The 21,097-nt window shown below is 44.3% G+C and carries 17 protein-coding genes and 19 tRNA genes; 9 read left to right on the top strand and 27 right to left on the bottom strand.

The window, feature by feature from the left end; translation table 11 throughout:
* Positions 1-51: 51 nt before the first annotated feature.
* A complete protein-coding gene (gene miaB / locus LMH68_RS04310; protein WP_017062326.1) occupies positions 52-1,476 on the bottom strand; it encodes a tRNA (N6-isopentenyl adenosine(37)-C2)-methylthiotransferase MiaB in 1,425 nt (474 codons plus the stop codon).
* A gap of 308 nt (positions 1,477-1,784) precedes the next feature.
* Between miaB and LMH68_RS04305 the strand changes: the two genes are divergently transcribed.
* Positions 1,785-2,960 carry a 2-octaprenyl-3-methyl-6-methoxy-1,4-benzoquinol hydroxylase gene (locus tag LMH68_RS04305; protein WP_102333782.1) on the top strand — a complete coding sequence of 392 codons (1,176 nt, stop codon included), beginning with the start codon at positions 1,785-1,787 and terminating at the stop codon, positions 2,958-2,960.
* Positions 2,961-3,028: 68 nt separating this feature from the next.
* Here LMH68_RS04305 and LMH68_RS04300 read toward each other — a convergent pair whose 3' ends face one another.
* The 25 genes from LMH68_RS04300 to lolB form a co-directional block, all read right to left on the bottom strand.
* Complete coding sequence (locus LMH68_RS04300) at positions 3,029-4,075, bottom strand: lactonase family protein (protein ID WP_017071286.1); 1,047 nt, start codon at positions 4,073-4,075, stop codon at positions 3,029-3,031.
* Positions 4,076-4,233: 158 nt separating this feature from the next.
* Positions 4,234-4,318, bottom strand: a tRNA-Leu gene (locus LMH68_RS04295).
* Between the two features lie 55 nt (positions 4,319-4,373).
* Positions 4,374-4,450, bottom strand: a tRNA-Met gene (locus LMH68_RS04290).
* 50 nt (positions 4,451-4,500) lie between these two features.
* A tRNA-Leu gene (locus LMH68_RS04285) sits at positions 4,501-4,585 on the bottom strand.
* A gap of 68 nt (positions 4,586-4,653) precedes the next feature.
* A tRNA-Gln gene (locus tag LMH68_RS04280) sits at positions 4,654-4,728 on the bottom strand.
* A gap of 42 nt (positions 4,729-4,770) precedes the next feature.
* Positions 4,771-4,855 (bottom strand) — tRNA-Leu (locus LMH68_RS04275).
* A 68-nt stretch (positions 4,856-4,923) separates the two neighbouring features.
* Positions 4,924-4,998 (bottom strand) — tRNA-Gln (locus tag LMH68_RS04270).
* Between the two features lie 42 nt (positions 4,999-5,040).
* Positions 5,041-5,125 (bottom strand) — tRNA-Leu (locus LMH68_RS04265).
* A gap of 68 nt (positions 5,126-5,193) precedes the next feature.
* A tRNA-Gln gene (locus LMH68_RS04260) sits at positions 5,194-5,268 on the bottom strand.
* Positions 5,269-5,310: 42 nt separating this feature from the next.
* Positions 5,311-5,395 (bottom strand) — tRNA-Leu (locus LMH68_RS04255).
* Between the two features lie 55 nt (positions 5,396-5,450).
* Positions 5,451-5,525 (bottom strand) — tRNA-Gln (locus LMH68_RS04250).
* Between the two features lie 42 nt (positions 5,526-5,567).
* Positions 5,568-5,652 (bottom strand) — tRNA-Leu (locus LMH68_RS04245).
* A 55-nt stretch (positions 5,653-5,707) separates the two neighbouring features.
* A tRNA-Met gene (locus LMH68_RS04240) sits at positions 5,708-5,784 on the bottom strand.
* Positions 5,785-5,835: 51 nt separating this feature from the next.
* Positions 5,836-5,920 (bottom strand) — tRNA-Leu (locus tag LMH68_RS04235).
* A gap of 55 nt (positions 5,921-5,975) precedes the next feature.
* A tRNA-Gln gene (locus LMH68_RS04230) sits at positions 5,976-6,050 on the bottom strand.
* Between the two features lie 42 nt (positions 6,051-6,092).
* A tRNA-Leu gene (locus tag LMH68_RS04225) sits at positions 6,093-6,177 on the bottom strand.
* Positions 6,178-6,249: 72 nt separating this feature from the next.
* Positions 6,250-6,326, bottom strand: a tRNA-Met gene (locus tag LMH68_RS04220).
* A 77-nt stretch (positions 6,327-6,403) separates the two neighbouring features.
* Positions 6,404-6,478: transfer RNA gene (locus tag LMH68_RS04215), tRNA-Gln, on the bottom strand.
* 29 nt (positions 6,479-6,507) lie between these two features.
* A tRNA-Leu gene (locus tag LMH68_RS04210) sits at positions 6,508-6,592 on the bottom strand.
* A gap of 65 nt (positions 6,593-6,657) precedes the next feature.
* Positions 6,658-6,734: transfer RNA gene (locus LMH68_RS04205), tRNA-Met, on the bottom strand.
* 280 nt (positions 6,735-7,014) lie between these two features.
* Positions 7,015-8,106 (bottom strand): redox-regulated ATPase YchF, encoded by a 1,092-nt coding sequence (gene ychF, locus LMH68_RS04200; protein ID WP_010439159.1) that lies wholly within the window; start codon positions 8,104-8,106, stop codon positions 7,015-7,017.
* Positions 8,107-8,116: 10 nt separating this feature from the next.
* On the bottom strand, positions 8,117-8,707 hold the full coding sequence (gene pth, locus LMH68_RS04195; RefSeq protein ID WP_004739815.1) for an aminoacyl-tRNA hydrolase: 591 nt from the start codon (positions 8,705-8,707) through the stop codon (positions 8,117-8,119).
* A gap of 223 nt (positions 8,708-8,930) precedes the next feature.
* Positions 8,931-9,875: a ribose-phosphate pyrophosphokinase gene (locus LMH68_RS04190; RefSeq protein ID WP_004739814.1), complete on the bottom strand. Its 945-nt coding sequence runs from the start codon at positions 9,873-9,875 to the stop codon at positions 8,931-8,933.
* Between the two features lie 27 nt (positions 9,876-9,902).
* Positions 9,903-10,778: a 4-(cytidine 5'-diphospho)-2-C-methyl-D-erythritol kinase gene (gene ispE, locus LMH68_RS04185; protein WP_170962373.1), complete on the bottom strand. Its 876-nt coding sequence runs from the start codon at positions 10,776-10,778 to the stop codon at positions 9,903-9,905.
* A complete protein-coding gene (gene lolB, locus LMH68_RS04180; protein ID WP_017067135.1) occupies positions 10,775-11,422 on the bottom strand; it encodes a lipoprotein insertase outer membrane protein LolB in 648 nt (215 codons plus the stop codon). The genes ispE and lolB overlap by 4 nt, the downstream gene beginning before the upstream one ends.
* 160 nt (positions 11,423-11,582) lie before the next feature.
* Here lolB and hemA point away from each other — a divergent pair, with 160 nt between their 5' ends.
* The 8 genes from hemA to ybaK all read left to right on the top strand — a co-directional run bounded on the left by hemA (position 11,583) and on the right by ybaK (position 19,779).
* Positions 11,583-12,842, top strand: coding sequence for a glutamyl-tRNA reductase (hemA, locus tag LMH68_RS04175; RefSeq protein WP_229647677.1), 1,260 nt, complete (start codon positions 11,583-11,585; stop codon positions 12,840-12,842).
* A gap of 28 nt (positions 12,843-12,870) precedes the next feature.
* A complete protein-coding gene (prfA, locus tag LMH68_RS04170) occupies positions 12,871-13,959 on the top strand; it encodes a peptide chain release factor 1 (RefSeq protein WP_017062313.1) in 1,089 nt (362 codons plus the stop codon).
* A 5-nt stretch (positions 13,960-13,964) separates the two neighbouring features.
* Positions 13,965-14,825: a peptide chain release factor N(5)-glutamine methyltransferase gene (prmC, locus tag LMH68_RS04165; protein ID WP_065675631.1), complete on the top strand. Its 861-nt coding sequence runs from the start codon at positions 13,965-13,967 to the stop codon at positions 14,823-14,825.
* Positions 14,826-15,019: 194 nt separating this feature from the next.
* Complete coding sequence (locus LMH68_RS04160; protein WP_009848726.1) at positions 15,020-15,403, top strand: SirB2 family protein; 384 nt, start codon at positions 15,020-15,022, stop codon at positions 15,401-15,403.
* 6 nt (positions 15,404-15,409) lie between these two features.
* Positions 15,410-16,219 (top strand): SirB1 family protein, encoded by an 810-nt coding sequence (locus LMH68_RS04155; protein WP_017064164.1) that lies wholly within the window; start codon positions 15,410-15,412, stop codon positions 16,217-16,219.
* 22 nt (positions 16,220-16,241) lie between these two features.
* On the top strand, positions 16,242-17,096 hold the full coding sequence (gene kdsA / locus LMH68_RS04150) for a 3-deoxy-8-phosphooctulonate synthase (RefSeq protein WP_017069619.1): 855 nt from the start codon (positions 16,242-16,244) through the stop codon (positions 17,094-17,096).
* A 443-nt stretch (positions 17,097-17,539) separates the two neighbouring features.
* The gene (gene ushA / locus LMH68_RS04145) at positions 17,540-19,201 is read left to right on the top strand and encodes a bifunctional UDP-sugar hydrolase/5'-nucleotidase UshA (protein ID WP_229647678.1); all 1,662 of its coding nucleotides are present in this window, start codon (positions 17,540-17,542) and stop codon (positions 19,199-19,201) included.
* A 104-nt stretch (positions 19,202-19,305) separates the two neighbouring features.
* Positions 19,306-19,779, top strand: coding sequence for a Cys-tRNA(Pro) deacylase (gene ybaK / locus LMH68_RS04140; protein WP_017062318.1), 474 nt, complete (start codon positions 19,306-19,308; stop codon positions 19,777-19,779).
* Between the two features lie 106 nt (positions 19,780-19,885).
* Here ybaK and rluF read toward each other — a convergent pair whose 3' ends face one another.
* Positions 19,886-21,019, bottom strand: coding sequence for a 23S rRNA pseudouridine(2604) synthase RluF (gene rluF, locus LMH68_RS04135; protein ID WP_017064161.1), 1,134 nt, complete (start codon positions 21,017-21,019; stop codon positions 19,886-19,888).
* Positions 21,020-21,097 lie beyond the last annotated feature (78 nt).

Here is a 21,097-nt window from a genome sequence, read left to right as displayed (position 1 = left end):
AGGTAATTTCAAGCTTTGTGTTTGCGCTTTGTGCTCAAACAGTTGTATTGCCTATGGCGTAAATGTCGCTACACCTAGCTCGTCTTCACGTTTTGTTTTTTCCATCATTTCTGCTGGAGTCATAACAACGCGTAGACCCATGTCTTTTTCTGTGCGAACTAGCTCACCACGTAGTGAGTTGGTGTAAACCTCAGTGATCTTCACATCTACGAATTGACCGATTAGGTCTGCAGAACCTTCGAAGTTCACAACACGGCTGTTTTCTGTACGGCCGCGAAGTTCCATTAGGTTCTTTCTTGATGGGCCTTCAACAAGGATACGTTGCTCTGTGCCTAACATTAGACGAGAGAAACGCATAGCTTGTGTGTTTACCGTTTGCTGCAGTTCGTACAGACGATCTTTCTTCTCTTGTGCTGGTACATCACATGGGTAATCTGCCGCTGGCGTACCTGGACGTGGAGAGAAAACAAAGCTGAAGCTCATATCGAAATCAACGTCTTTAATTAGCTTCATTGTATCTTCGAAGTCTTGCTTAGACTCACCAGGGAAACCAACAATAAAGTCAGAGCTGATTTGAATGTCAGGGCGAGCTTTACGCAGTTTACGGATAATAGATTTGTACTCGATAGCCGTATGTGGGCGCTTCATCATCGTAAGAATACGGTCACTACCACTTTGTACTGGTAGGTGAAGGAAGCTCACTAGCTCTGGTGTGTCTTTGTAAACTTCAATGATGTCGTCACCAAACTCAAGCGGGTGGCTTGTTGTGAAACGAATACGGTCGATACCGTCGATAGAAGCAACAAGACGAAGCAGTTCTGCGAATGAACAGATATCGCCTTCGTGTGTTGGACCGCGGTATGCGTTTACGTTTTGACCTAGCAGGTTAACTTCACGTACGCCTTGCTCTGCAAGTTGAGCAACTTCGAAAAGTACATCATCCATTGGACGGCTAACTTCTTCGCCACGTGTGTATGGTACAACGCAGTAAGTACAGTATTTAGAACAACCTTCCATGATAGAAACGAACGCCGTCGCGCCTTCAGCTTTTGGCTCTGGCAGGTTATCGAACTTTTCGATCTCTGGGAAAGAGATATCCATTACTGGCTTTTCGTTAGACAGTGATGATTTAATCATCTCTGGCAAACGGTGTAATGTTTGTGGGCCAAAGATAACGTCTACGTAAGGTGCACGTTGACGAATGTGATCACCTTCTTGAGTCGCTACACAGCCACCCACACCGATCACCACACCTTCTTTTTTATCTTTAAGCGTTTTCCAACGACCAAGCTGGTGGAATACTTTTTCTTGCGCTTTTTCGCGGATAGAACAAGTATTCAATAGTAGTACGTCTGCTTCCTCAGGTACTTCAGTTAGCTCATAGCCATTTGCAGCGTTAAGCAGGTCGGCCATTTTTGATGAATCATATTCATTCATCTGACAGCCCCAAGTTTTAATTAGCAGTTTCTTACTCATTATATGTTCGCTCGATCGTTAGTTTAATTTAAGGGAGCAAATCGCCCATTATTCATCCGCTAGCCCCGTTTGTCATAATTCGGTATTCAATTTTATGACAGGCTCTAGCGGCAAGCGGCGTATTGTACTGGTTTCAAAACCGACTGACTAGTAGTCTGAACAAATCTCTTATGTAGTGGTTTTTATTATCGTTAACGCCATATGCCATAAGGGATAACCCTTTTTTCGAATAAGGTTTTTGGTTACAAGTTAGTTATGAAAAAGTACAATCAAAAACAGTCAAAGAATCAAACTGATAAGTACGAAATATGAACAGTTACGATATTGTAGTAGTCGGTGGCGGCATGGTTGGCGCAGCAACAGCAATCGGTTTTGCAAAGCAAGGTCTGAGTGTTGCGGTGATCGAAGGTTTTGCCCCACAAGCTTTTGATGAATCGCAAGCGATGGACATTCGTGTGTCAGCGATTTCTCAAGCATCGGTCGATTTGCTTGAAAATCTTGGTGCATGGCAAAGTATTGCAGCAATGCGAGTGTGTTCTTATAAACGTTTAGAGACGTGGGAGCACCCAGAGTGTCGTACTCGATTTGATGCTGCCTCACTAGACCTTCCTCGTTTGGGCTATATCGTTGAGAACAGACTCATTCAATTAGGTTTATGGTCTCAATTTGATGCCTACGACAATCTCGAACTGTTATGCCCAGAAAAGCTCGATGTGATTGAGTTTGGTGAAATCAATATCGTAAAGCTTCAATCAGGGGCTGAGTTGTCTGCGAAGTGGGTGGTTGGTGCTGATGGTGCGAATTCAGCCGTTCGCCAACAAGCTGGAATTGGCATCACGGCTTGGGATTATCGACAACACTGTATGCTTATCAATGTAGAAACAGAACAACCTCAGCAAGATATTACTTGGCAGCAATTTCTACCAAGTGGCCCTCGTTCATTTTTGCCTTTGTGTTCTCTAACCTCTGACGGTCAAGAAGTCGGGCTGGGCTCGTTAGTTTGGTATGATTCTCCACTGCGTATTAAGCAACTGTCAGCAATGGCCCCTGAAAAACTACGTAACGAAGTACTTACTCACTTTCCTAAAGAGTTAGGTGATATCAAAGTCTTGAATTCGGGTTCTTTTCCTCTGACACGACGTCATGCTCAATCATACTCGAAGAATAACTGTATTTTGGTCGGAGACTCTGCGCATACCATCAACCCTTTGGCTGGGCAGGGTGTTAACTTAGGCTTCAAAGATGTATCAGTACTGCTGGATGTCACCAAAGAAAAGGGTGAATTGAACCAGTCTGTAGCAAGACGCTATGAAGTGATAAGAAGAGGCGACAATCTAATGATGCAAAGTGGCATGGATTTCTTCTACAAGACATTCAGCAACGACATTGGCCCACTGAAATTTGTACGTAATGCTGCTCTAAAACTAGCTGAAAATTCAGGCCCGATTAAAGCTCAAGTATTGAAATACGCTTTGGGTCTCTAATTGAGCGTTTAAGACTGCTTATGAAAAGAAGGAGAGCGAATGCTCTCCTTTTTTGTATCAGATGACTACTATCGCTGTTGCGTCACACAAACCGGTGCATCGATCTCTAAAGAGTACCCTGTATAAACCAAAGACCCATCTTCATTATCTCGCTTGAATGAGGTGATGTTGTTGGAGTGCTGGTTGGCGGCGATAAGCCATTTCCCATCGTTCGTTATATGGAAGTCTCTTGGGAATTTGCCTTCAGTGTCGTAGCTATCAATGAAAGTCAGCCTTTGAGTCTCAGAGTCGATTTTGAAGCTACTGATTCTTGATTGGTGTCGACATGACACATAAAGGAATTGCTCATCAGGCGATAGCTTAATCGCAGCTGCGGCTTCTCCCTTCTCCATATTAGGCAATGCATCAATCTCTTCCACTACATTCCAAATGCCTAAAACCTTTTCCAAAGTCAGCAACGTTTCAGAGAGTTCACAGACCACATAGGCTCTGTCTTCAGCTTTGTTAAAGATTAAATGGCGAGGTCCATTGCCGGCGGGCACCTTAATAGACTGCATTGGTTCATCAAGGAACTCTTCTTGCTCTTCATCAAAGCAATAGAAGTTGATGCGATCGGTGCCGAGATCGACAGTCACAAACTGTGGTGAGTTTTGTAAGAACAGGCATTGATGGGCGTGTGGGCTAGTTTGTCTCTCTTTGTTTGGCCCGGAACCAACCATCTGGATTGTTTTGAGTCGTTTATCGATGCTGCCGTTGATACTTAAGCTAAAAATATCGAATGTGCCTGATGAGTATTGCGACGTGATAGCAAACTTATTGTGTGGATCTATCGCGACGTGACAAGGGTGATCTCCCGAGATGAGGCTTGTATTGTGTGTTAGCTGTGAATCAACATTAGGTATATGAATGAGCTGGGGCTGTTTTTGCTGGTCCACTTCCGATGCAGTATAGATCCCAGTCTTTGTTACAGTAATAAAAGAGGGGTTAGTACATTTGATGATCAGCTCTAGAGGTAATAGTTTTCCTGTTTCTAGATCTAACTGAGTTTGATAAACACCTTGGCTTTTACTTGGTGTATCTGTGTAGCAACCGATCGTTAAGGGGAGGGGTTTCATAGGCTAGTCATACTCAATTAGAAAATGGAGCTGACATTGTCTTATAAAATCGTATTAAAAGTGAGGTTATAGAAGAGAATACTTGGTGACTTGGCTAGCAGATTTGCATATTCCAGATAAAACAAAACCCAGCTAAAAAGCTGGGTTCTATTTAATGATGGTGCGGTCGGAGAGACTTGAACTCTCACACCTCTCGGCGCCAGAACCTAAATCTGGTGCGTCTACCAATTCCGCCACGACCGCAGCAAATCTTTATAGTCATATCGAATATTGGTGCTTCAATAAGACGTTGTATAAGTGGTGGCTACTGCGGGATTTGAACCTGCGACCCCATCATTATGAGTGATGTGCTCTAACCAACTGAGCTAAGTAGCCATAATAAATCTAATAGATTCACTATTTGTTCTCTAATGAAAGAGAAATAATGGTGCGGTCGGAGAGACTTGAACTCTCACACCTCTCGGCGCCAGAACCTAAATCTGGTGCGTCTACCAATTCCGCCACGACCGCAGCAAAGCTTTTACTCTAGCGAAGAGTATAGTTAAGAAGACTTATGGTTTGTCTAAGTAACGTTGTAATGGCTGGGCTACCTGGATTCGAACCAGGGAATGCTGGCATCAAAAGCCAGTGCCTTACCGCTTGGCGATAGCCCAACAATGAATGGTCATCTAATGAAAGAAACACATTCTAAATAATGGTGCGGTCGGAGAGACTTGAACTCTCACACCTCTCGGCGCCAGAACCTAAATCTGGTGCGTCTACCAATTCCGCCACGACCGCAGCAAAGCTTTTACTCTAGCGAAGAGTATAGTTAAGAAGACTTATGGTTTGTCTAAGTAACGTTGTAATGGCTGGGCTACCTGGATTCGAACCAGGGAATGCTGGCATCAAAAGCCAGTGCCTTACCGCTTGGCGATAGCCCAACAATGAATGGTCATCTAATGAAAGAAACACATTCTAAATAATGGTGCGGTCGGAGAGACTTGAACTCTCACACCTCTCGGCGCCAGAACCTAAATCTGGTGCGTCTACCAATTCCGCCACGACCGCAGCAAAGCTTTTACTCTAGCGAAGAGTATAGTTAAGAAGACTTATGGTTTGTCTAAGTAACGTTGTAATGGCTGGGCTACCTGGATTCGAACCAGGGAATGCTGGCATCAAAAGCCAGTGCCTTACCGCTTGGCGATAGCCCAACAATGAATGGTCATCTAATGAAAGAAACACATTCTAAATAATGGTGCGGTCGGAGAGACTTGAACTCTCACACCTCTCGGCGCCAGAACCTAAATCTGGTGCGTCTACCAATTCCGCCACGACCGCAGCAAATCTTTGTAGTCATACTGAATATTGGTGATTCAATATAACGTTGTAATAGTGGCTGGGCTACCTGGATTCGAACCAGGGAATGCCGGCATCAAAAGCCGGTGCCTTACCGCTTGGCGATAGCCCAACAATGAATGTTCATCTAATGAAAGAAACACATTCTAAATAATGGTGCGGTCGGAGAGACTTGAACTCTCACACCTCTCGGCGCCAGAACCTAAATCTGGTGCGTCTACCAATTCCGCCACGACCGCAGCAAATCTTTATAGTCATACTGAATATTGGTGATTCAATAAAACGTTGTATAAATGGTGGCTACTGCGGGATTTGAACCTGCGACCCCATCATTATGAGTGATGTGCTCTAACCAACTGAGCTAAGTAGCCAATAATAAATCTAATCGATTCACTATTTGTTCTCTAATGAAAGAGAAATAATGGTGCGGTCGGAGAGACTTGAACTCTCACACCTCTCGGCGCCAGAACCTAAATCTGGTGCGTCTACCAATTCCGCCACGACCGCAGCAAATCTTTATAGTCATACTGAATATTGGTGATTCAATATAACGTTGTAATAGTGGCTGGGCTACCTGGATTCGAACCAGGGAATGCCGGCATCAAAAGCCGGTGCCTTACCGCTTGGCGATAGCCCAACAATGAATGTTCATCTAATGAAAGAAACACATTCTAAATAATGGTGCGGTCGGAGAGACTTGAACTCTCACACCTCTCGGCGCCAGAACCTAAATCTGGTGCGTCTACCAATTCCGCCACGACCGCAGCAAATCTTTATAGTCATACTGAATATTGGTGATTCAATATAACGTTGTCTTTTCTTTCTCGAAGAAAGAATGGTGGCTACTGCGGGATTTGAACCTGCGACCCCATCATTATGAGTGATGTGCTCTAACCAACTGAGCTAAGTAGCCATCTGAGAGCGAGACAATATAATATAATCTTGCTTTCAATGCCATTATCTTTTTAAAGATAATTACACTTTAAATTGTGGCTGGGCTACCTGGATTCGAACCAGGGAATGCCGGCATCAAAAGCCGGTGCCTTACCGCTTGGCGATAGCCCAACAATGATATCAATTAAGATATCTCAATATGGTGCGGTCGGAGAGACTTGAACTCTCACACCTCTCGGCGCCAGAACCTAAATCTGGTGCGTCTACCAATTCCGCCACGACCGCGTTATTTCCTAAAAACTCTTTGTTACTAAAGACAAACTTTAATATCAAATAGAGTGCTTAGGAAATGGTGGCTACTGCGGGATTTGAACCTGCGACCCCATCATTATGAGTGATGTGCTCTAACCAACTGAGCTAAGTAGCCATTTCCATATTGTTGCTCATTTCGAAACGTTGCCGCTTCGCTGTGAACGGGGCGCATTATGCGGAGTTGAGTGAAACCCGTCAACTTTTTTTTTGAATAAATCGCGAATAAACATCTGTTCGGTTTCTTTTTAGGCAAAGAGGCGTATTTGTCGACAAAAAACAGGTCTAAAAGGCGATATATATAGGAAGTTAAGTTTCTGGTGAGGGACAATTTAGAAAGGGGAAAAACAAAAAGGCCAGTGAATTCACTGGCCTTTTTTCTAGATGTTTAATCAGAATTATACATTGAAGCGGAAGTGAACAACGTCACCATCTTTAACGATGTATTCTTTACCTTCAAGGCGCCATTTACCTGCGTCTTTCGCACCGCTCTCACCGTTAAATTCGATGAAGTGATCGAATCCAACAACTTCAGCACGGATGAAACCTTTCTCGAAGTCTGTGTGGATCTTACCCGCTGCTTGTGGCGCAGTTGCACCTACAGGGATTGTCCAAGCACGAACTTCTTTAACACCAGCTGTGAAGTAAGTCTGAAGAGTCAGTAGTTCGTAACCAGAGCGGATCACTCGGTTAAGACCTGGTTCTTCGATACCCATATCCGCAAGGAACTCTTCGCGATCTTCGTCATCAAGCTCAGAAAGCTCTGATTCGATTGCTGCACAAACAGCAACAACAACGTTGTTTTCGTTTTCTGCGTATTCACGAACAGCGTCTAGGTATGGGTTATTTTCAAAACCATCTTCTGCAACGTTTGCGATGTACATTGTTGGCTTAAGCGTTAGGAAGTTTAGGTAGCCGATTGCTGCCGCTTCTTCTTTGCCAAGTTCAACAGTACGTGCCATACCACCTTCAGTTAGAACTGGAAGTAGCTTTTCTAGTACAGTGATTTCGAATTTAGCGTCTTTGTCGCCGCCTTTCGCTTTCTTCGCGTTACGTTGAATTGCACGCTCACAGCTGTCTAAGTCAGCCAGTGCAAGTTCTAGGTTGATCACTTCGATATCTTCAATTGGAGATACTTTGCCAGCAACGTGAACAATGTTTTCATTTTCAAAGCAGCGTACAACGTGACCGATAGCGTCAGTTTCACGGATGTTAGCTAGGAATTTGTTACCAAGACCTTCACCTTTAGATGCGCCAGCAACTAGGCCCGCGATATCTACGAATTCCATTGTCGTTGGAAGGATCTTCTGTGGATTAACAATTTTTGCTAATGCATCTAAGCGTAGATCTGGAACCGGAACGATACCTGTGTTTGGTTCGATCGTACAAAATGGAAAGTTTGCTGCTTCGATGCCTGCTTTAGTCAGTGCGTTAAACAGAGTTGACTTACCAACGTTTGGTAGACCAACGATGCCACATTTAAAACCCATGATATAAACCTTATTCTGCTTTGAACGTATGTAAGCGATTTTGTGCTTTTGGTAGGCCATCTTTTAATAAGATGTCTAGGCTGCGAACCGATTCGTCAACGACGGCCTCGATACACTCTTGCTCTTTTTGAGGAGCTTTGCCTAATACATAACCTGCAACTTTATCTTTGTGTCCTGGATGGCCGATGCCTAATCTAAGACGATAGAATTCTTTATTGTTACCCTGCTTGCTGATGATGTCTTTCAGACCATTATGTCCGCCATGACCACCACCTTTTTTAAACTTTCCAATACCAGGAGGCAGATCTAACTCATCGTGAGCGACCATGATCTCTTCTGGTTTAATTTGGTAGAACTTTGCTAAGGCTGCAACTGCTTTGCCTGACAAGTTCATAAAAGTCGTTGGGATCAGCAAACGAAGATCTTCACCGTGAACCATGATACGACCCGTTAGGCCAAAGAACTTTGGTTCGTTCTTTAGTGTCACGTTATGTACACGCGCTAATTCTTCAACTACCCAAGCGCCCGCGTTGTGGCGAGTTTTGGCGTATTCTGGACCTGGATTAGCCAGTCCAACGAGAAGTTTTATTTGTTGGCTCAAGGTATGGATCTCTCTTGGGATTTCAAAAAGCGCCGTATGATATCACAGTTTATGAAAAAGGTGCGAGCTAGCTGATAGCTGCGCGATTATTCCTTTTTGTGATAACTAGCAGTGCAATATTACTCAGACATAAAAAAAGCACTTCATTGACTGAAGTGCTTAATATCTTTCTCTCGCGTGTTTCTAAAACCAAGCTTTTGTAAAAAAAGCTATTGGGCTTTGATTAGTTGAACATCGCTGAGATTGATTCTTCGTTGCTGATACGACGAATCGCTTCAGCAAGCATGCGAGAAAGGCTAAGTGTTGTCACTTTACCCGTCGCAGCCATCTCTGGAGATAGAGAGATAGAATCCGTTACGATAACTTGGTCTAGAACAGAGTTCTTGATGTTGTTCGCAGCAGTACCAGAGAAAACAGCGTGAGTTGCGTAAGCGAATACACGCTTAGCACCGCGCTCTTTAAGCGCTTCAGCTGCTTTACATAGTGTGCCACCCGTATCGATCATGTCATCAACGATAACACAGTCACGACCTTCAACATCACCGATTAGGTTCATTACTTCAGAAACGTTAGCACGTGGACGACGCTTATCAACGATAGCGATGTCAACATCACCTAGCGCTTTAGCCGTTGCACGAGCACGTACAACACCACCAAGGTCTGGAGAAACCACTACTGGGTTTTCTAGGCCACGGTTAGCCATGTCTTCTAGAAGAACTGGAGTGCCGAAGATGTTATCAACAGGTACATCGAAGAAGCCTTGGATTTGCTCTGCGTGTAGGTCGATAGTAAGAACGCGGTCAACGCCAACGTTAGAAAGGAAGTCTGCAACAACTTTTGCAGTAATTGGCACACGAGCAGAACGTACACGACGATCTTGACGGGCATAACCGAAGTAAGGGATTACAGCAGTAATACGGCCAGCAGAAGCACGGCGCATTGCGTCAATCATTACCACCAATTCCATAAGGTTGTCATTGGTTGGTGCACAAGTTGATTGAATCAGGAATACATCGCTACCACGAACGTTTTCATTGATTTGAACAGCGACTTCGCCATCAGAAAAACGGTCTACAGTAGCATCGCCAAGAGAGATGTATAGACGATCAGCAATACGTTGGGCTAGTTCAGGTGTTGCGTTACCAGCAAATAGCTTCATATCAGGCACGGTGGAAACCTCGGGTTGCGTCCAGTTTTAAATAGATTGTGGGTGGGCTGATTGGTATTCAGCCAGAGTTTCTTTTAAAGGAGAAATGTTTCTTCCTTTCGCTACGAAAGCGGAAACTGTGTCAGGCAGTTGTTCTCGCACCAATTCGGCTTCTTTTTTGCTGTTAAATTCAGCAAAAACGCACGAACCTGTACCAGTCAATCTCGACGGCGCGTATTGTAGCAGCCATGAAAGTTGCTTATCAACCTCTGGGTACAGCATTCGCACAATTTTTTCGCAATCGTTTACGTATTCTTGCTCTAGAAGCGTTGCTAGCGCTCGCTTTGGCGTATTTCGAGTTAATTCTGAATGTTTGAATATGTCTGCAGTTGCTATGCTCACTTGAGGTTTGGCGACTAGATACCATTTTTCATCCGGATTAGCTGGTGACAATTGTTCTCCAACCCCTTCAGCAAAGGCGGCGTGGCCTCGAACGAAGACAGGAACGTCAGCACCAAGCTTCAAACCGATCTCGGCGAGTTGATCGTCTGACAGGTTGAGTTGCCATAAATAATTCAGAGCGACCAACACGGTTGCTGCATTTGAAGAGCCTCCGCCAATACCGCCACCCATAGGCAGTACTTTCTTGAGTTCAATATCGGCACCGAAACAGGTTGAGGTATATTGCTGTAGCGCAGTAGCGGCTTTCCAGATCAGGTTGTCTTCAAGTGCTACCCCAGGGATTTCTGGTGTGATTGTTATCGAGCTAGTTTCTGAGTTTGCGGTAACCGTCAGTTCATCACCAAAATCGACAAACTGAAATAAAGTTTGAAGTTCGTGATAGCCATTGTCACGTCGACCAGTGATATAGAGAAATAAATTCAGTTTAGCCGGAGAAGGCCAATGGGTTGGCGTTGTTATCATCTTTTCAGTGTCCACTTCGAAACTACAATGTTGATTTTGTTATTGTCTTGCTTGAATGACAATCGAGTAGGGAGTGGGATTATCTCTACCTTAGTGTTGTCTTCACCCGATAGTTGCTTATTCGGCATCTCTGTATTGCGATAGTTAGCAAAACTCAGTGTCCATAATTGGTTGCTGACTTGTTTGGTGAGAGATTCAAGCGTGTTGGTCGTGTTCAATTGGTAGCTATCGGCTTGGTCTGGAATGCCAAGGAACCATTGTGGCAGGTGATCAATAGGGATCTGTAAACCTGTCAGCTGCTCAACCAAGACTGAAGCGCTCGCATGAGTAAATACTTGATCGCCATAGGTCACGACTTTTGCACCCGATGGATCTATGGTTAGGTTCAGTGCAGTTTGACCGAGAAAAGTAGTGAGCCTTAATTGACTTTGATTTGGTGAATGTTTCCAAATGAAATTTAGGCTTTGACGTTGCTCTGGGGAAATGTAAGCGAGCTTGCCTGAGGCTTGATAGTTGTCTATCTGTAAAAGCCGATCTTGATGACTTTGCCATTCAACGCTGGTTGGTTGTTCTGGGATAGACGAGCAACCCACCATAGTTATGGCCATAAAAATAAGAGACGCGATTTTGAGAAGCTTGCTCATGTTTGCTCACAACTTGTTCAAATTTATCTAAAAAACGCTTCAACTATAGCATTGAATTCACGAACTCAGGAAAACAAATCCCGCTTGCTCTTTAAATAGAGCCATGCATCAAGTAAAATTCGCCCCTTGTTTCCATTCCCTGATCGAGAACTTCTGATACATGTCTTTGCTTGCCGTAGGTATCAATCACAATACAGCGTCGGTTGAATTGCGAGAAAAAGTCGCTTTTGGTCCAGATAAATTATCTGAGGCACTCAAGCAACTTAACGCAAATGCACACGTGAATGGAAGTGTCATACTTTCTACCTGTAATCGAACTGAATTGTATTGCGACGTTAAAGGCGTGGCTAAAAACAAACTCATCGATTGGTTGTCGGTTTTCCATCAAGTTAGCCCAGAAGAGCTAAAGCCAAGCCTTTATATCCATGAAGAGCAGGCGGCGATTAAACACTTAATGCGCGTTGCTTGTGGTTTGGACTCTTTAGTCTTGGGTGAACCGCAGATCTTAGGTCAGGTGAAGCAAGCGTATACGGACTCGCGAGAGAACAAATCCGTTGATGCTTCAATGGAAAAACTATTCCAGAAATCATTTTCTGTTGCGAAGCGTGTTCGAACTGAAACTGAAATCGGCGGAAGCGCGGTTTCTGTAGCTTACGCAGCCTGTACCTTAGCCAAGCATATTTTTGAATCCATCGCAGATTCAACCGTGTTACTGGTTGGTGCGGGTGAAACCATTGAGCTGGTGGCTAAGCACCTTTCGGCGAATGGCTGTACAAAAATGATTGTGGCGAACCGAACTCGAGAACGTGCTCTAGGGCTAGCAGAAGAATTTGGTGCTGAAGTGATCAGCTTGAATGAGATCCCTGATCATCTTCATCGAGCGGACATCGTAATTAGCTCAACCGCAAGTCCATTGCCTATTATCGGTAAGGGTATGGTTGAGACTGCTCTAAAAACAAGAAAGCATCAGCCGATGTTATTGGTTGATATTGCCGTTCCACGTGATGTGGAATCGCAGGTTGGTGATCTAAATGATGCCTACCTTTATTCGGTTGATGATTTGCAGTCGATTGTTGATGGCAATATCGAACAACGTAAAGTTGAAGCGATTCAAGCTGAAGCGATCGTCAGTGAAGAAAGTGCCGCGTTCATGAGTTGGATGCGCTCTTTACAAGCGGTAGACAGTATTCGAGATTACCGTAAATCGGCTAACGAAATCCGCGAAGAATTATTAAGTAAAAGTTTACAATCGCTTGCCGCTGGCGGTGACCCTGAAAAAGTTTTACTCGAGCTCAGCAATAAGCTCACAAACAAATTGATCCATGCTCCAACGCGCGCACTTCAAAGTGCAGCTGAGCAAGGAGAACCTGCAAAATTAATGGTCATTAGACAGAGTTTGGGCTTAGAAAACCCTCAATAATATTAGACCTCCAACAAGATAAGACATTATGAAAGCCTCGATTCTAGTAAAGCTTGAAACACTTGTTGAACGCTATGAAGAAGTTCAACATCTACTTGGTGATCCAGATGTAATCGGGAATCAAGACAAATTCCGTGCACTTTCGAAAGAATACTCTCAACTTGAAGAAGTGACAGCTTGCTTCCAGTCATACCAGCAAGCGAAAGAAGATCTAGAAGCTGCTGAAGAGATGGCAAACGAAGACGACGCAGAAATGCGTGAAATGGCTCAAGATGAAATCAAAGATGCGAAAGCAGCAATTGAGCGTCTGACTGATGAGCTACAGATTCTTCTTATTCCAAAAGATCCAAACGATGAGCGTAACTGTTTCCTAGAAATCCGCGCAGGTGCGGGTGGTGATGAAGCAGGTATCTTCGCGGGCAACCTGTTCCGTATGTACTCTAAGTTTGCTGAGAAGAAAGGTTGGCGTGTTGAAATCATGAGCAGCAATGCTTCTGAGCAAGGCGGCTACAAAGAGATGATCGCTAAGGTTAGTGGCGACGCTGTTTACGGCACCATGAAGTTTGAGTCAGGCGGTCACCGTGTACAACGTGTACCTGAAACCGAATCTCAAGGCCGTGTTCACACGTCAGCATGTACGGTTGCGGTTATGCCTGAGATCCCAGAAGCGGATCTTCCAGAAATCAAAGCGGGCGACCTTAAAATTGATACTTTCCGTGCATCAGGCGCGGGTGGTCAGCACGTTAACACCACGGATTCAGCAATCCGTATTACTCACTTACCAACGGGTACAGTAGTAGAGTGTCAGGACGAGCGTTCTCAGCATAAAAACAAAGCGAAAGCGATGGCTGTTCTTGCTGCTCGTATTGTTCAAGCAGAAGAAGAGCGCCGCGCGGCAGCGGTTTCTGATACACGTCGTAACCTACTAGGTTCGGGTGACCGTAGTGACCGTATTCGTACGTACAACTACCCACAAGGCCGTGTTTCGGATCACCGTATCAACCTTACAATTTACCGTCTTAACGAAGTACTTGAAGGTGACATGCAAAGCTTGCTTGATCCTGTACTTCAAGAGCACCAAGCCGATCAGCTTGCTGCACTTGCAGAGAACAACTAACCAGTATGCAGTCAGCATATACGGTTGAAAGTGCTTTAAAAGCAGCAATCGTAAAGCTTCAAGAGGGTGATAACACATCACCCTCTATTGATGCCGCGGTACTGCTTTGTCACGCCTTAGATAAACCAAGATCTTACCTACTGACTTGGCCTGAGAAGCATCTCACCTCTGAGCAAGAGTCTGAATTCAATGCCCTTCTAAAACGTCGCTTAACCGGTGAGCCTGTGGCTTACATTATCGGTGAGCGTGAGTTTTGGTCACTGCCGTTAAAAGTTTCCCCTTCTACATTAATCCCACGCCCAGATACCGAGCGTTTGGTTGAGGTAGCTTTGGATAAAACGTACGGCAAGCAAGGCGCGATTCTCGATTTAGGGACTGGTACAGGTGCTATCGCGTTAGCATTGGCGTCTGAGATGCCGAATCGACAGGTAACGGGTATTGATCTTCGCCCTGAAGCACAGCAGCTTGCTACAGAGAATGCACAACGTCTCAATATCACCAATGCGACTTTTTTGCACGGCAGTTGGTTTGAGCCTTTGAGCTCTGAAGAAACTGTGAAGTTCTCTCTGATTGTTTCTAACCCGCCATACATTGAGAAGAATGATCCTCATTTATCTCAAGGCGATGTGCGTTTTGAGCCGATCACAGCACTGGTTGCTGAAGAGAAAGGGCTTGCAGATATTCGATACATTTCTGAAAACGCACGTGGCTTTTTGGAAAATGAAGGTTGGTTAGCATTTGAACACGGCTATGACCAAGGTTTGGCAGTTCGTGAGATTATGCAGGCGCTCGGTTATCTCGATGTTGTCACAGAGAAAGATTACGGTGGTAATGACCGAGTGACATTGGGTCGTTACTGTTCATAGTTAGTGATTGTTAATCGTCTTGTGAGCAATGGATGATGAACTTGCTAAATTGATACCTTTAACTCGACAATACATTTAACCCGATAATGCATTTAACGCAGAAATACAGAGATTTTATGCAGAACTACAGAGCATTAACGGGTATTGTGAGGCTCGTGTTAACGAAAGCACATATAAAAATATAAAGGAATACCATGTACGAAGGTCTAAAACATTTTCACCTATTAACGATTGCTATAAGTGCGCTACTTCTCTCGATTCGTTTCGCTCTTATGATGGCTAACTCACCTAAGCTTAAGCATCCTTTCTTGCAGCGTTTCCCTCATATCAATGACTCGTTGCTATTGCTATCGGGTATTGGTTTGATTTTCATCACTGGCTTTATTCCATTTACACCAGCAGCACCATGGTTAACCGAAAAACTAACTTGTGTTATGGCTTACATCGCATTAGGTTTCTTTGCGCTTAAGCTAGGTAAAAACAAGCTACTGAGAGTATTCTCTTTCTTTGGTGCGCTTGGCTGGTTAGCGATGGCAGGCAAAATCGCAATGACCAAGACACCAACATTTTTCGGTTAACTATCTATGTACGAATTTTTTGATGAAGACTTTGACCAGCTAGAGTTAGCTGAAGGTGCATTGATCTTAAATAAAGCGATTAACCCAGAAACTCAAGACAGTTGGGCAGAGCAAGAGCTGGCGAGATTGTTAAAAGACGCCGAGTTTGCTTTGGTTAATGAAACCGATGAACAGCAGAAGTTTGAATCTTTTATTCGACTATTCTTTTATGAATGGGGTTTTGCTGGCGATAAAGATGCGTATTTCTCTTCGGAAAACGCGTTCATCGATAAAGTGCTTGAGAGAAAGAAAGGCATTCCAGTGAGTCTGGGGGCGATCTTTCTTTTTCTAGGTCGCAAGCTAGGCTTTCCTGTAGAGGGCGTCTCTTTCCCGACTCAATTCTTACTTAAAGTAAGTTGGTACGGGCAAGCTGCAGCCTATATTAACCCTTATAACGGTGAGTATGTTGGCGAACAAACGCTGCGAGCATGGTTAATTGGACATGACGGCCCATTAGCTAAGGTGAAACCTGAGCACCTAGAAGTCGCCGACCACCCAACAATTATTGGTAAGTGGTTAGCCCTGCTCAAGAGTGCACTGCTGCGAGAAGAGCGTTATACGCTTGCATTGAAGTGTACTGACCTTGCTTTGACGTTTGTACCTGATGACCCATATGAAATCCGTGACCGCGGTTTTATCTATCAGCAGCTAGACTGTCACCAAGTAGCCGCAACCGATTATCAATATTTTATCGACCAATGCCCAGATGACCCTGCATCTGAGTTACTGAAATCTCAAGTGAACGTCATGAACGAAAAGACAGTGGTAGTTCACTAATTAATAATTACTTAGAGAGAATATGATGGAACAAAAAACAGTTCACATTGGCGATATGCCAATTGCAAACGACAAGCCATTTACGCTATTTGCAGGCATGAACGTTCTTGAATCTCGCGATCTTGCTATGCAGATCTGTGAGCACTATGTAAAAGTAACCGAAAAGCTAGGCATCCCTTACGTATTTAAGGCGTCTTTTGATAAAGCGAACCGCAGCTCAGTTCATTCATACCGTGGTCCAGGAATGGAAGAAGGTCTTAAAATCTTCCAAGAGCTGAAAGATACTTTCGGCGTGAAGATCATTACTGATATCCACACAGAAGCTCAAGCTCAGCCTGTTGCGGATGTGGTTGATGTAATCCAACTACCTGCATTCCTAGCTCGTCAAACTGATCTTGTTGAAGCAATGGCTAAGACTGGCGCGGTAATCAACGTGAAGAAGCCTCAGTTCATGAGCCCGAATCAAGTTGGCAACATCGTTGATAAGTTCGCTGAGTGCGGTAATGACAACATCATCCTTTGTGAGCGTGGCGCTTGCATGGGTTACGATAACCTTGTTGTGGATATGCTTGGCTTTGGCGTAATGAAGAAGTCTTCAAACGGTAGCCCAATCATCTTCGACGTGACGCACTCTCTACAAATGCGTGACCCATCAGGTGCTGCATCTGGCGGTCGTCGTGAGCAAACGGTTGAACTTGCTAAAGCGGGTCTTGCTACGGGTATTGCGGGTCTGTTCATTGAAGCTCACCCAAACCCAGACCAAGCTCGTTGTGATGGCCCATCTGCGCTACCTCTAGACAAACTAGAGCCGTTCTTGAAGCAGATGAAAGCACTTGATGACCTTATCAAAGGCTTTGAGCACATCGATATTAAATAATTAACAGCCGGCGCAAACGCCGGCTTTTTTGTACCTATCGGTAAGCGAGTTGCGGTTAAGTTGATACTTTCAAACCAGTTAGCTTACAAGTTGCTATGTTATAACGTATCAATTAAGGCTTTGATAAATAGAATAAATTTAACGAAGGTCACTTTTCGGGGATGTTGAATTGAGCCAATCACAAATAATCTAAAAAATTATGAAAACGTTTGCCTGTGATCACTTATTTGCTCAAATGCAACTTTGCCGCTTTGTTACACACTCGATAGGAGATTAAGGTGATCTATCCTACATAAATATGAAATCACTCTGTTAGGTTTACCGTCTTAATTTAAACTACTTCATGTTTTACTAAATTCTAACGATGTTTCCTTAGCGGACATTTGTTGAGTTTGAGTGATAAAAAAGCAGTGGATTCCCCTAAAAAGTTCAAAGGTATGACAATGAAGCAACGCCTTATTCTAAAGACAGCACTAAGTGCTGCAATCCTAGCTACTCTAGCTGGGTGTGCGTCTCAATCAGCTCATGATTGGAACCAAGACGAAACTTACAAGCTAACGATTCTTCACACAAACGATAACCATGGTCGTTTCTGGCAGAATAAATATGGCGAATACGGCATGTCTGCACGTAAAACGCTAGTTGACCAACTTCGTTCAGAAGTTGAAGCAGAAGGCGGTAGCGTGTTGCTTCTATCTGGCGGTGACATCAACACGGGTGTTCCAGAGTCAGACCTTCAGGACGCAGAACCTGATTTTAAAGGTATGAACAAAATTGGTTACGATGCAATGGCATTGGGTAACCACGAGTTTGATAACTCTTTAGACGTACTAGAAAAGCAGATTGACTGGGCTAATTTCCCAATGCTATCTGCAAACATCTACGATAAAGCGACAGGTGAACGTAAGTTCCAAGCTTACGAGATGTTCGAAAAGCAAGGCATCAAGATTGCGGTTATTGGTTTAACAACTGAAGATACTCAAAAGATTGGTAACCCTGAATTTATCGCAGGCATCGACTTCCGTGATCCTAAAGAAGAAGCGAAGAAGCTAATCGCTGAACTTAAAGAAACAGAAAAACCTGATCTAATCTTTGCTGTGACTCATATGGGTCACTACGAGAACGGTCAACGTGGTGTTAATGCTCCGGGTGACGTCGCACTTGCTCGTTACCTAAACGAAGGCGATCTAGACATGATCGTTGGTGGTCACTCTCAAGAGCCTGTATGTATGGAAGGCCCTAACGTTGCGAAGAAAAACTTCAAGCCGGGTGATGAGTGTAAGCCTGACGTACAGAATGGTACTTACATCGTTCAAGCTCATGAGTGGGGCAAGTACGTAGGTCGTGCTGATTACGAATTCCGTAACGGCGAACTAGAAATGGTGAGCTACGACCTGATTCCAGTTAACCTTAAGAAGAAAGTTAAGATTGACGGTAAGAAGCAACGTGTTCTTATTCAAGATGAAATCGCACAAGACCCAGAGCTACTTGAATTCCTACGTCCTTTCCAAGAGCAAGGTCAAGCACAGCTAGAAGTTCAAATCGCAGAGACAAATGGCAAGCTTGAAGGCGATCGTAACGTCGTTCGCTTCCAACAGACCAACCTAGGTCGTTTGATTGCGACTTCTCACATGGAGCGTGCAAAAGCAGACTTCGCTGTGATGAACTCTGGTGGCGTTCGTGACTCAATTGAAGCCGGTAATGTTACTTACAAAGATGTACTGAAGGTACAGCCTTTTGCAAACATCCTGACTTACACAGACATGACGGGTAAAGAAGTTCTGGATTACCTAAATGTAGTAGCGACTAAACCAATCGATTCTGGTGCTTACGCTCAGTTTGCTGGAATCTCTATGACAGTAGCGAACGGTGAAGTATCGAATGTATTCATCGGTGGCAAACAGCTTCGTCTAGACGAAACTTACCGTTTCACAGTACCAAGCTTTAACGCTGCTGGTGGTGACGGTTACCCTAAACTGTCTGATCACCCAGGTTACGTAAATACTGGTTTTGTTGATGCTGAAGTACTGAAAGAGTACCTAGAAGCAAACAGCCCGGTTGACGTGAACAAGTACGCGCCTTCAGGCCAAATGGTTTACAAGTAATTGTATCAATAGGTGCTAAATTAGATTGACTCTAGCACCATGATAAATTTAACTAAAGCGACGCCTTGGCGTCGCTTTTTGTTTATCTATCGTTTGGATTTGTTATGACCCCTGCAATCAATCTCGCCAAGAAAAAGAAAATCGCTCATAGTGTGCACCAGTATCATCATGATGCGAATAATACGAACTATGGTTTAGAAGCCGTTGAAGCGCTTGGTCAAGATCCCAAACGTGTATTCAAAACGCTGTTGTTCTGCTTGAATGGTGTGGCGAAAGATTTGGCGGTTGCCGTTATTCCTGTCGACCAGAAGCTAAATCTAAAGCTTGCCGCTAAAGCAGCGAAAGGCAAAAAAGCAGAGATGGCCGATCCTGAGATTGCTCAGAAAACCACGGGTTATGTTGTTGGTGGCATTAGTCCGCTTGGACAGAAGAAAGCACTGCCTACCTTCGTTCATTCCAGTGCGACAGATTTTGAAACGATATGTGTGAGTGCAGGTAAGCGTGGGCTAGAGATTGAATTAGACCCAAAAGACTTAACATTTCTGACTCGCGGCCAGTTTGCTGATTTATGTTTATAGATTGTCGTCGTCATGATGATAAAACTATCGAATGACCAACAAAAACGCCCGCTAGACTAATCTAGCGGGCGTTTTTATATCGAGAGTCTCGTCTTACTGATTCAGACTACTTCTTCAGACCTAAAGTACCACCAACACGCTTTGGTGCAGGTTTGTTCGGTCTGTTTGAATCTTGGCTGCGATTTGCCGGCTTCCCGCTTCTACGATCGGTATTATCGCGATCTGTGCGATTGCGATCCGAACGATTTCTATCTGAATTAGAACGCTCTGAACGAGAGTTCGATTTCCAGTTCTCGGTATTACCACCGCTTTCACCATTCGATGAATTGCGGCCACGCTTTGAATTAGGTGCATGACGGAATTCATCCGCATTGTTACCGCGGTAGGTGCGTGTACGGTTCTCGTTTTGATTACGGCGCGCTGTTGAAGCTTGGTTCTCTTCACGGCTATCAAAAAGTTTCGCGTCAGTCGCTTTGCGAATGCGTTGACCTTTCGCGTTCATTTTTGACGCATCTTCCGTACTTACTGAGCCTTCACACATCGCTAAAATTTCAGTGATCTCTTCGTCGCTCAGGTAGCGCCATTTGCCGTTAGGAATACCGTCTAGTGAGATATTCATAATACGAACACGACGCAGTTTAAATACTTCATAACCGAGCGCTTCACACATACGGCGAATTTGGCGGTTAAGGCCTTGTGTTAGCGTAATTCGGAATGAGAACTTAGTCTCTTTCTCTACTTTACATGGCAAAGTGACTGTATCGAGAATGTGAACGCCAGCGCCCATTTGCTTCAAGAATTCCGTCGTAATCGGCTTATCTACACGCACCACGTATTCTTTCTCGTGGTTGTTACCTGCACGTAGGATCTTGTTTACGATGTCGCCGTCATTGGTTAGGAAGATAAGGCCATCAGAAGGCTTATCTAGACGACCAATCGGGAAAATGCGCTTGTGGTGGCCAATAAAGTCGACGATGTTGCCAGGAATATCACGCTCAGTCGTACAGGTGATACCTGTTGGTTTATTGAGAGCAATGTAAATCGGCTTCTCTTTTGAGCGAACAGGCTTATTGTCGATCTCAACATCATCACCTGGCAAGACTTTAGTACCCATTTCAGGGATCTTACCGTTAATAGTAACTCGGCCTGCATCAATCAGTTTATCGGCTTCGCGGCGTGAGCAAAAACCAGTTTCACTGATGTATTTATTAAGGCGTTTAGCTTGGGATTCTTGTGACATGATATTCTCTTAGCGTTTCACAACGGAAATGTAGATAAACAAAAAGCAACCTTTGGATAGTTGCTTTGAGTTGAAATT

Source organism: Vibrio sp. F13 (assembly GCF_020806305.2).
Lineage (GTDB): Bacteria > Pseudomonadota > Gammaproteobacteria > Enterobacterales > Vibrionaceae > Vibrio > Vibrio crassostreae_C.
Note: the sequence above shows the minus strand (reverse complement) of the source record. Positions and strands in the feature narration are given on the sequence as shown.

Coding starts and splice junctions, on each gene's coding strand:
- miaB (WP_017062326.1), bottom strand. CDS start 1,476: ATGAGTAAGAAACTGCTAATTAAAACTTGGGGCTGTCAGATGAATGAA.
- LMH68_RS04305 (WP_102333782.1), top strand. CDS start 1,785: ATGAACAGTTACGATATTGTAGTAGTCGGTGGCGGCATGGTTGGCGCA.
- LMH68_RS04300 (WP_017071286.1), bottom strand. CDS start 4,075: ATGAAACCCCTCCCCTTAACGATCGGTTGCTACACAGATACACCAAGT.
- ychF (WP_010439159.1), bottom strand. CDS start 8,106: ATGGGTTTTAAATGTGGCATCGTTGGTCTACCAAACGTTGGTAAGTCA.
- ispE (WP_170962373.1), bottom strand. CDS start 10,778: ATGATAACAACGCCAACCCATTGGCCTTCTCCGGCTAAACTGAATTTA.
- lolB (WP_017067135.1), bottom strand. CDS start 11,422: ATGAGCAAGCTTCTCAAAATCGCGTCTCTTATTTTTATGGCCATAACT.
- hemA (WP_229647677.1), top strand. CDS start 11,583: ATGTCTTTGCTTGCCGTAGGTATCAATCACAATACAGCGTCGGTTGAA.
- prfA (WP_017062313.1), top strand. CDS start 12,871: ATGAAAGCCTCGATTCTAGTAAAGCTTGAAACACTTGTTGAACGCTAT.
- prmC (WP_065675631.1), top strand. CDS start 13,965: ATGCAGTCAGCATATACGGTTGAAAGTGCTTTAAAAGCAGCAATCGTA.
- LMH68_RS04160 (WP_009848726.1), top strand. CDS start 15,020: ATGTACGAAGGTCTAAAACATTTTCACCTATTAACGATTGCTATAAGT.
- LMH68_RS04155 (WP_017064164.1), top strand. CDS start 15,410: ATGTACGAATTTTTTGATGAAGACTTTGACCAGCTAGAGTTAGCTGAA.
- kdsA (WP_017069619.1), top strand. CDS start 16,242: ATGATGGAACAAAAAACAGTTCACATTGGCGATATGCCAATTGCAAAC.
- ushA (WP_229647678.1), top strand. CDS start 17,540: ATGAAGCAACGCCTTATTCTAAAGACAGCACTAAGTGCTGCAATCCTA.
- ybaK (WP_017062318.1), top strand. CDS start 19,306: ATGACCCCTGCAATCAATCTCGCCAAGAAAAAGAAAATCGCTCATAGT.
- rluF (WP_017064161.1), bottom strand. CDS start 21,019: ATGTCACAAGAATCCCAAGCTAAACGCCTTAATAAATACATCAGTGAA.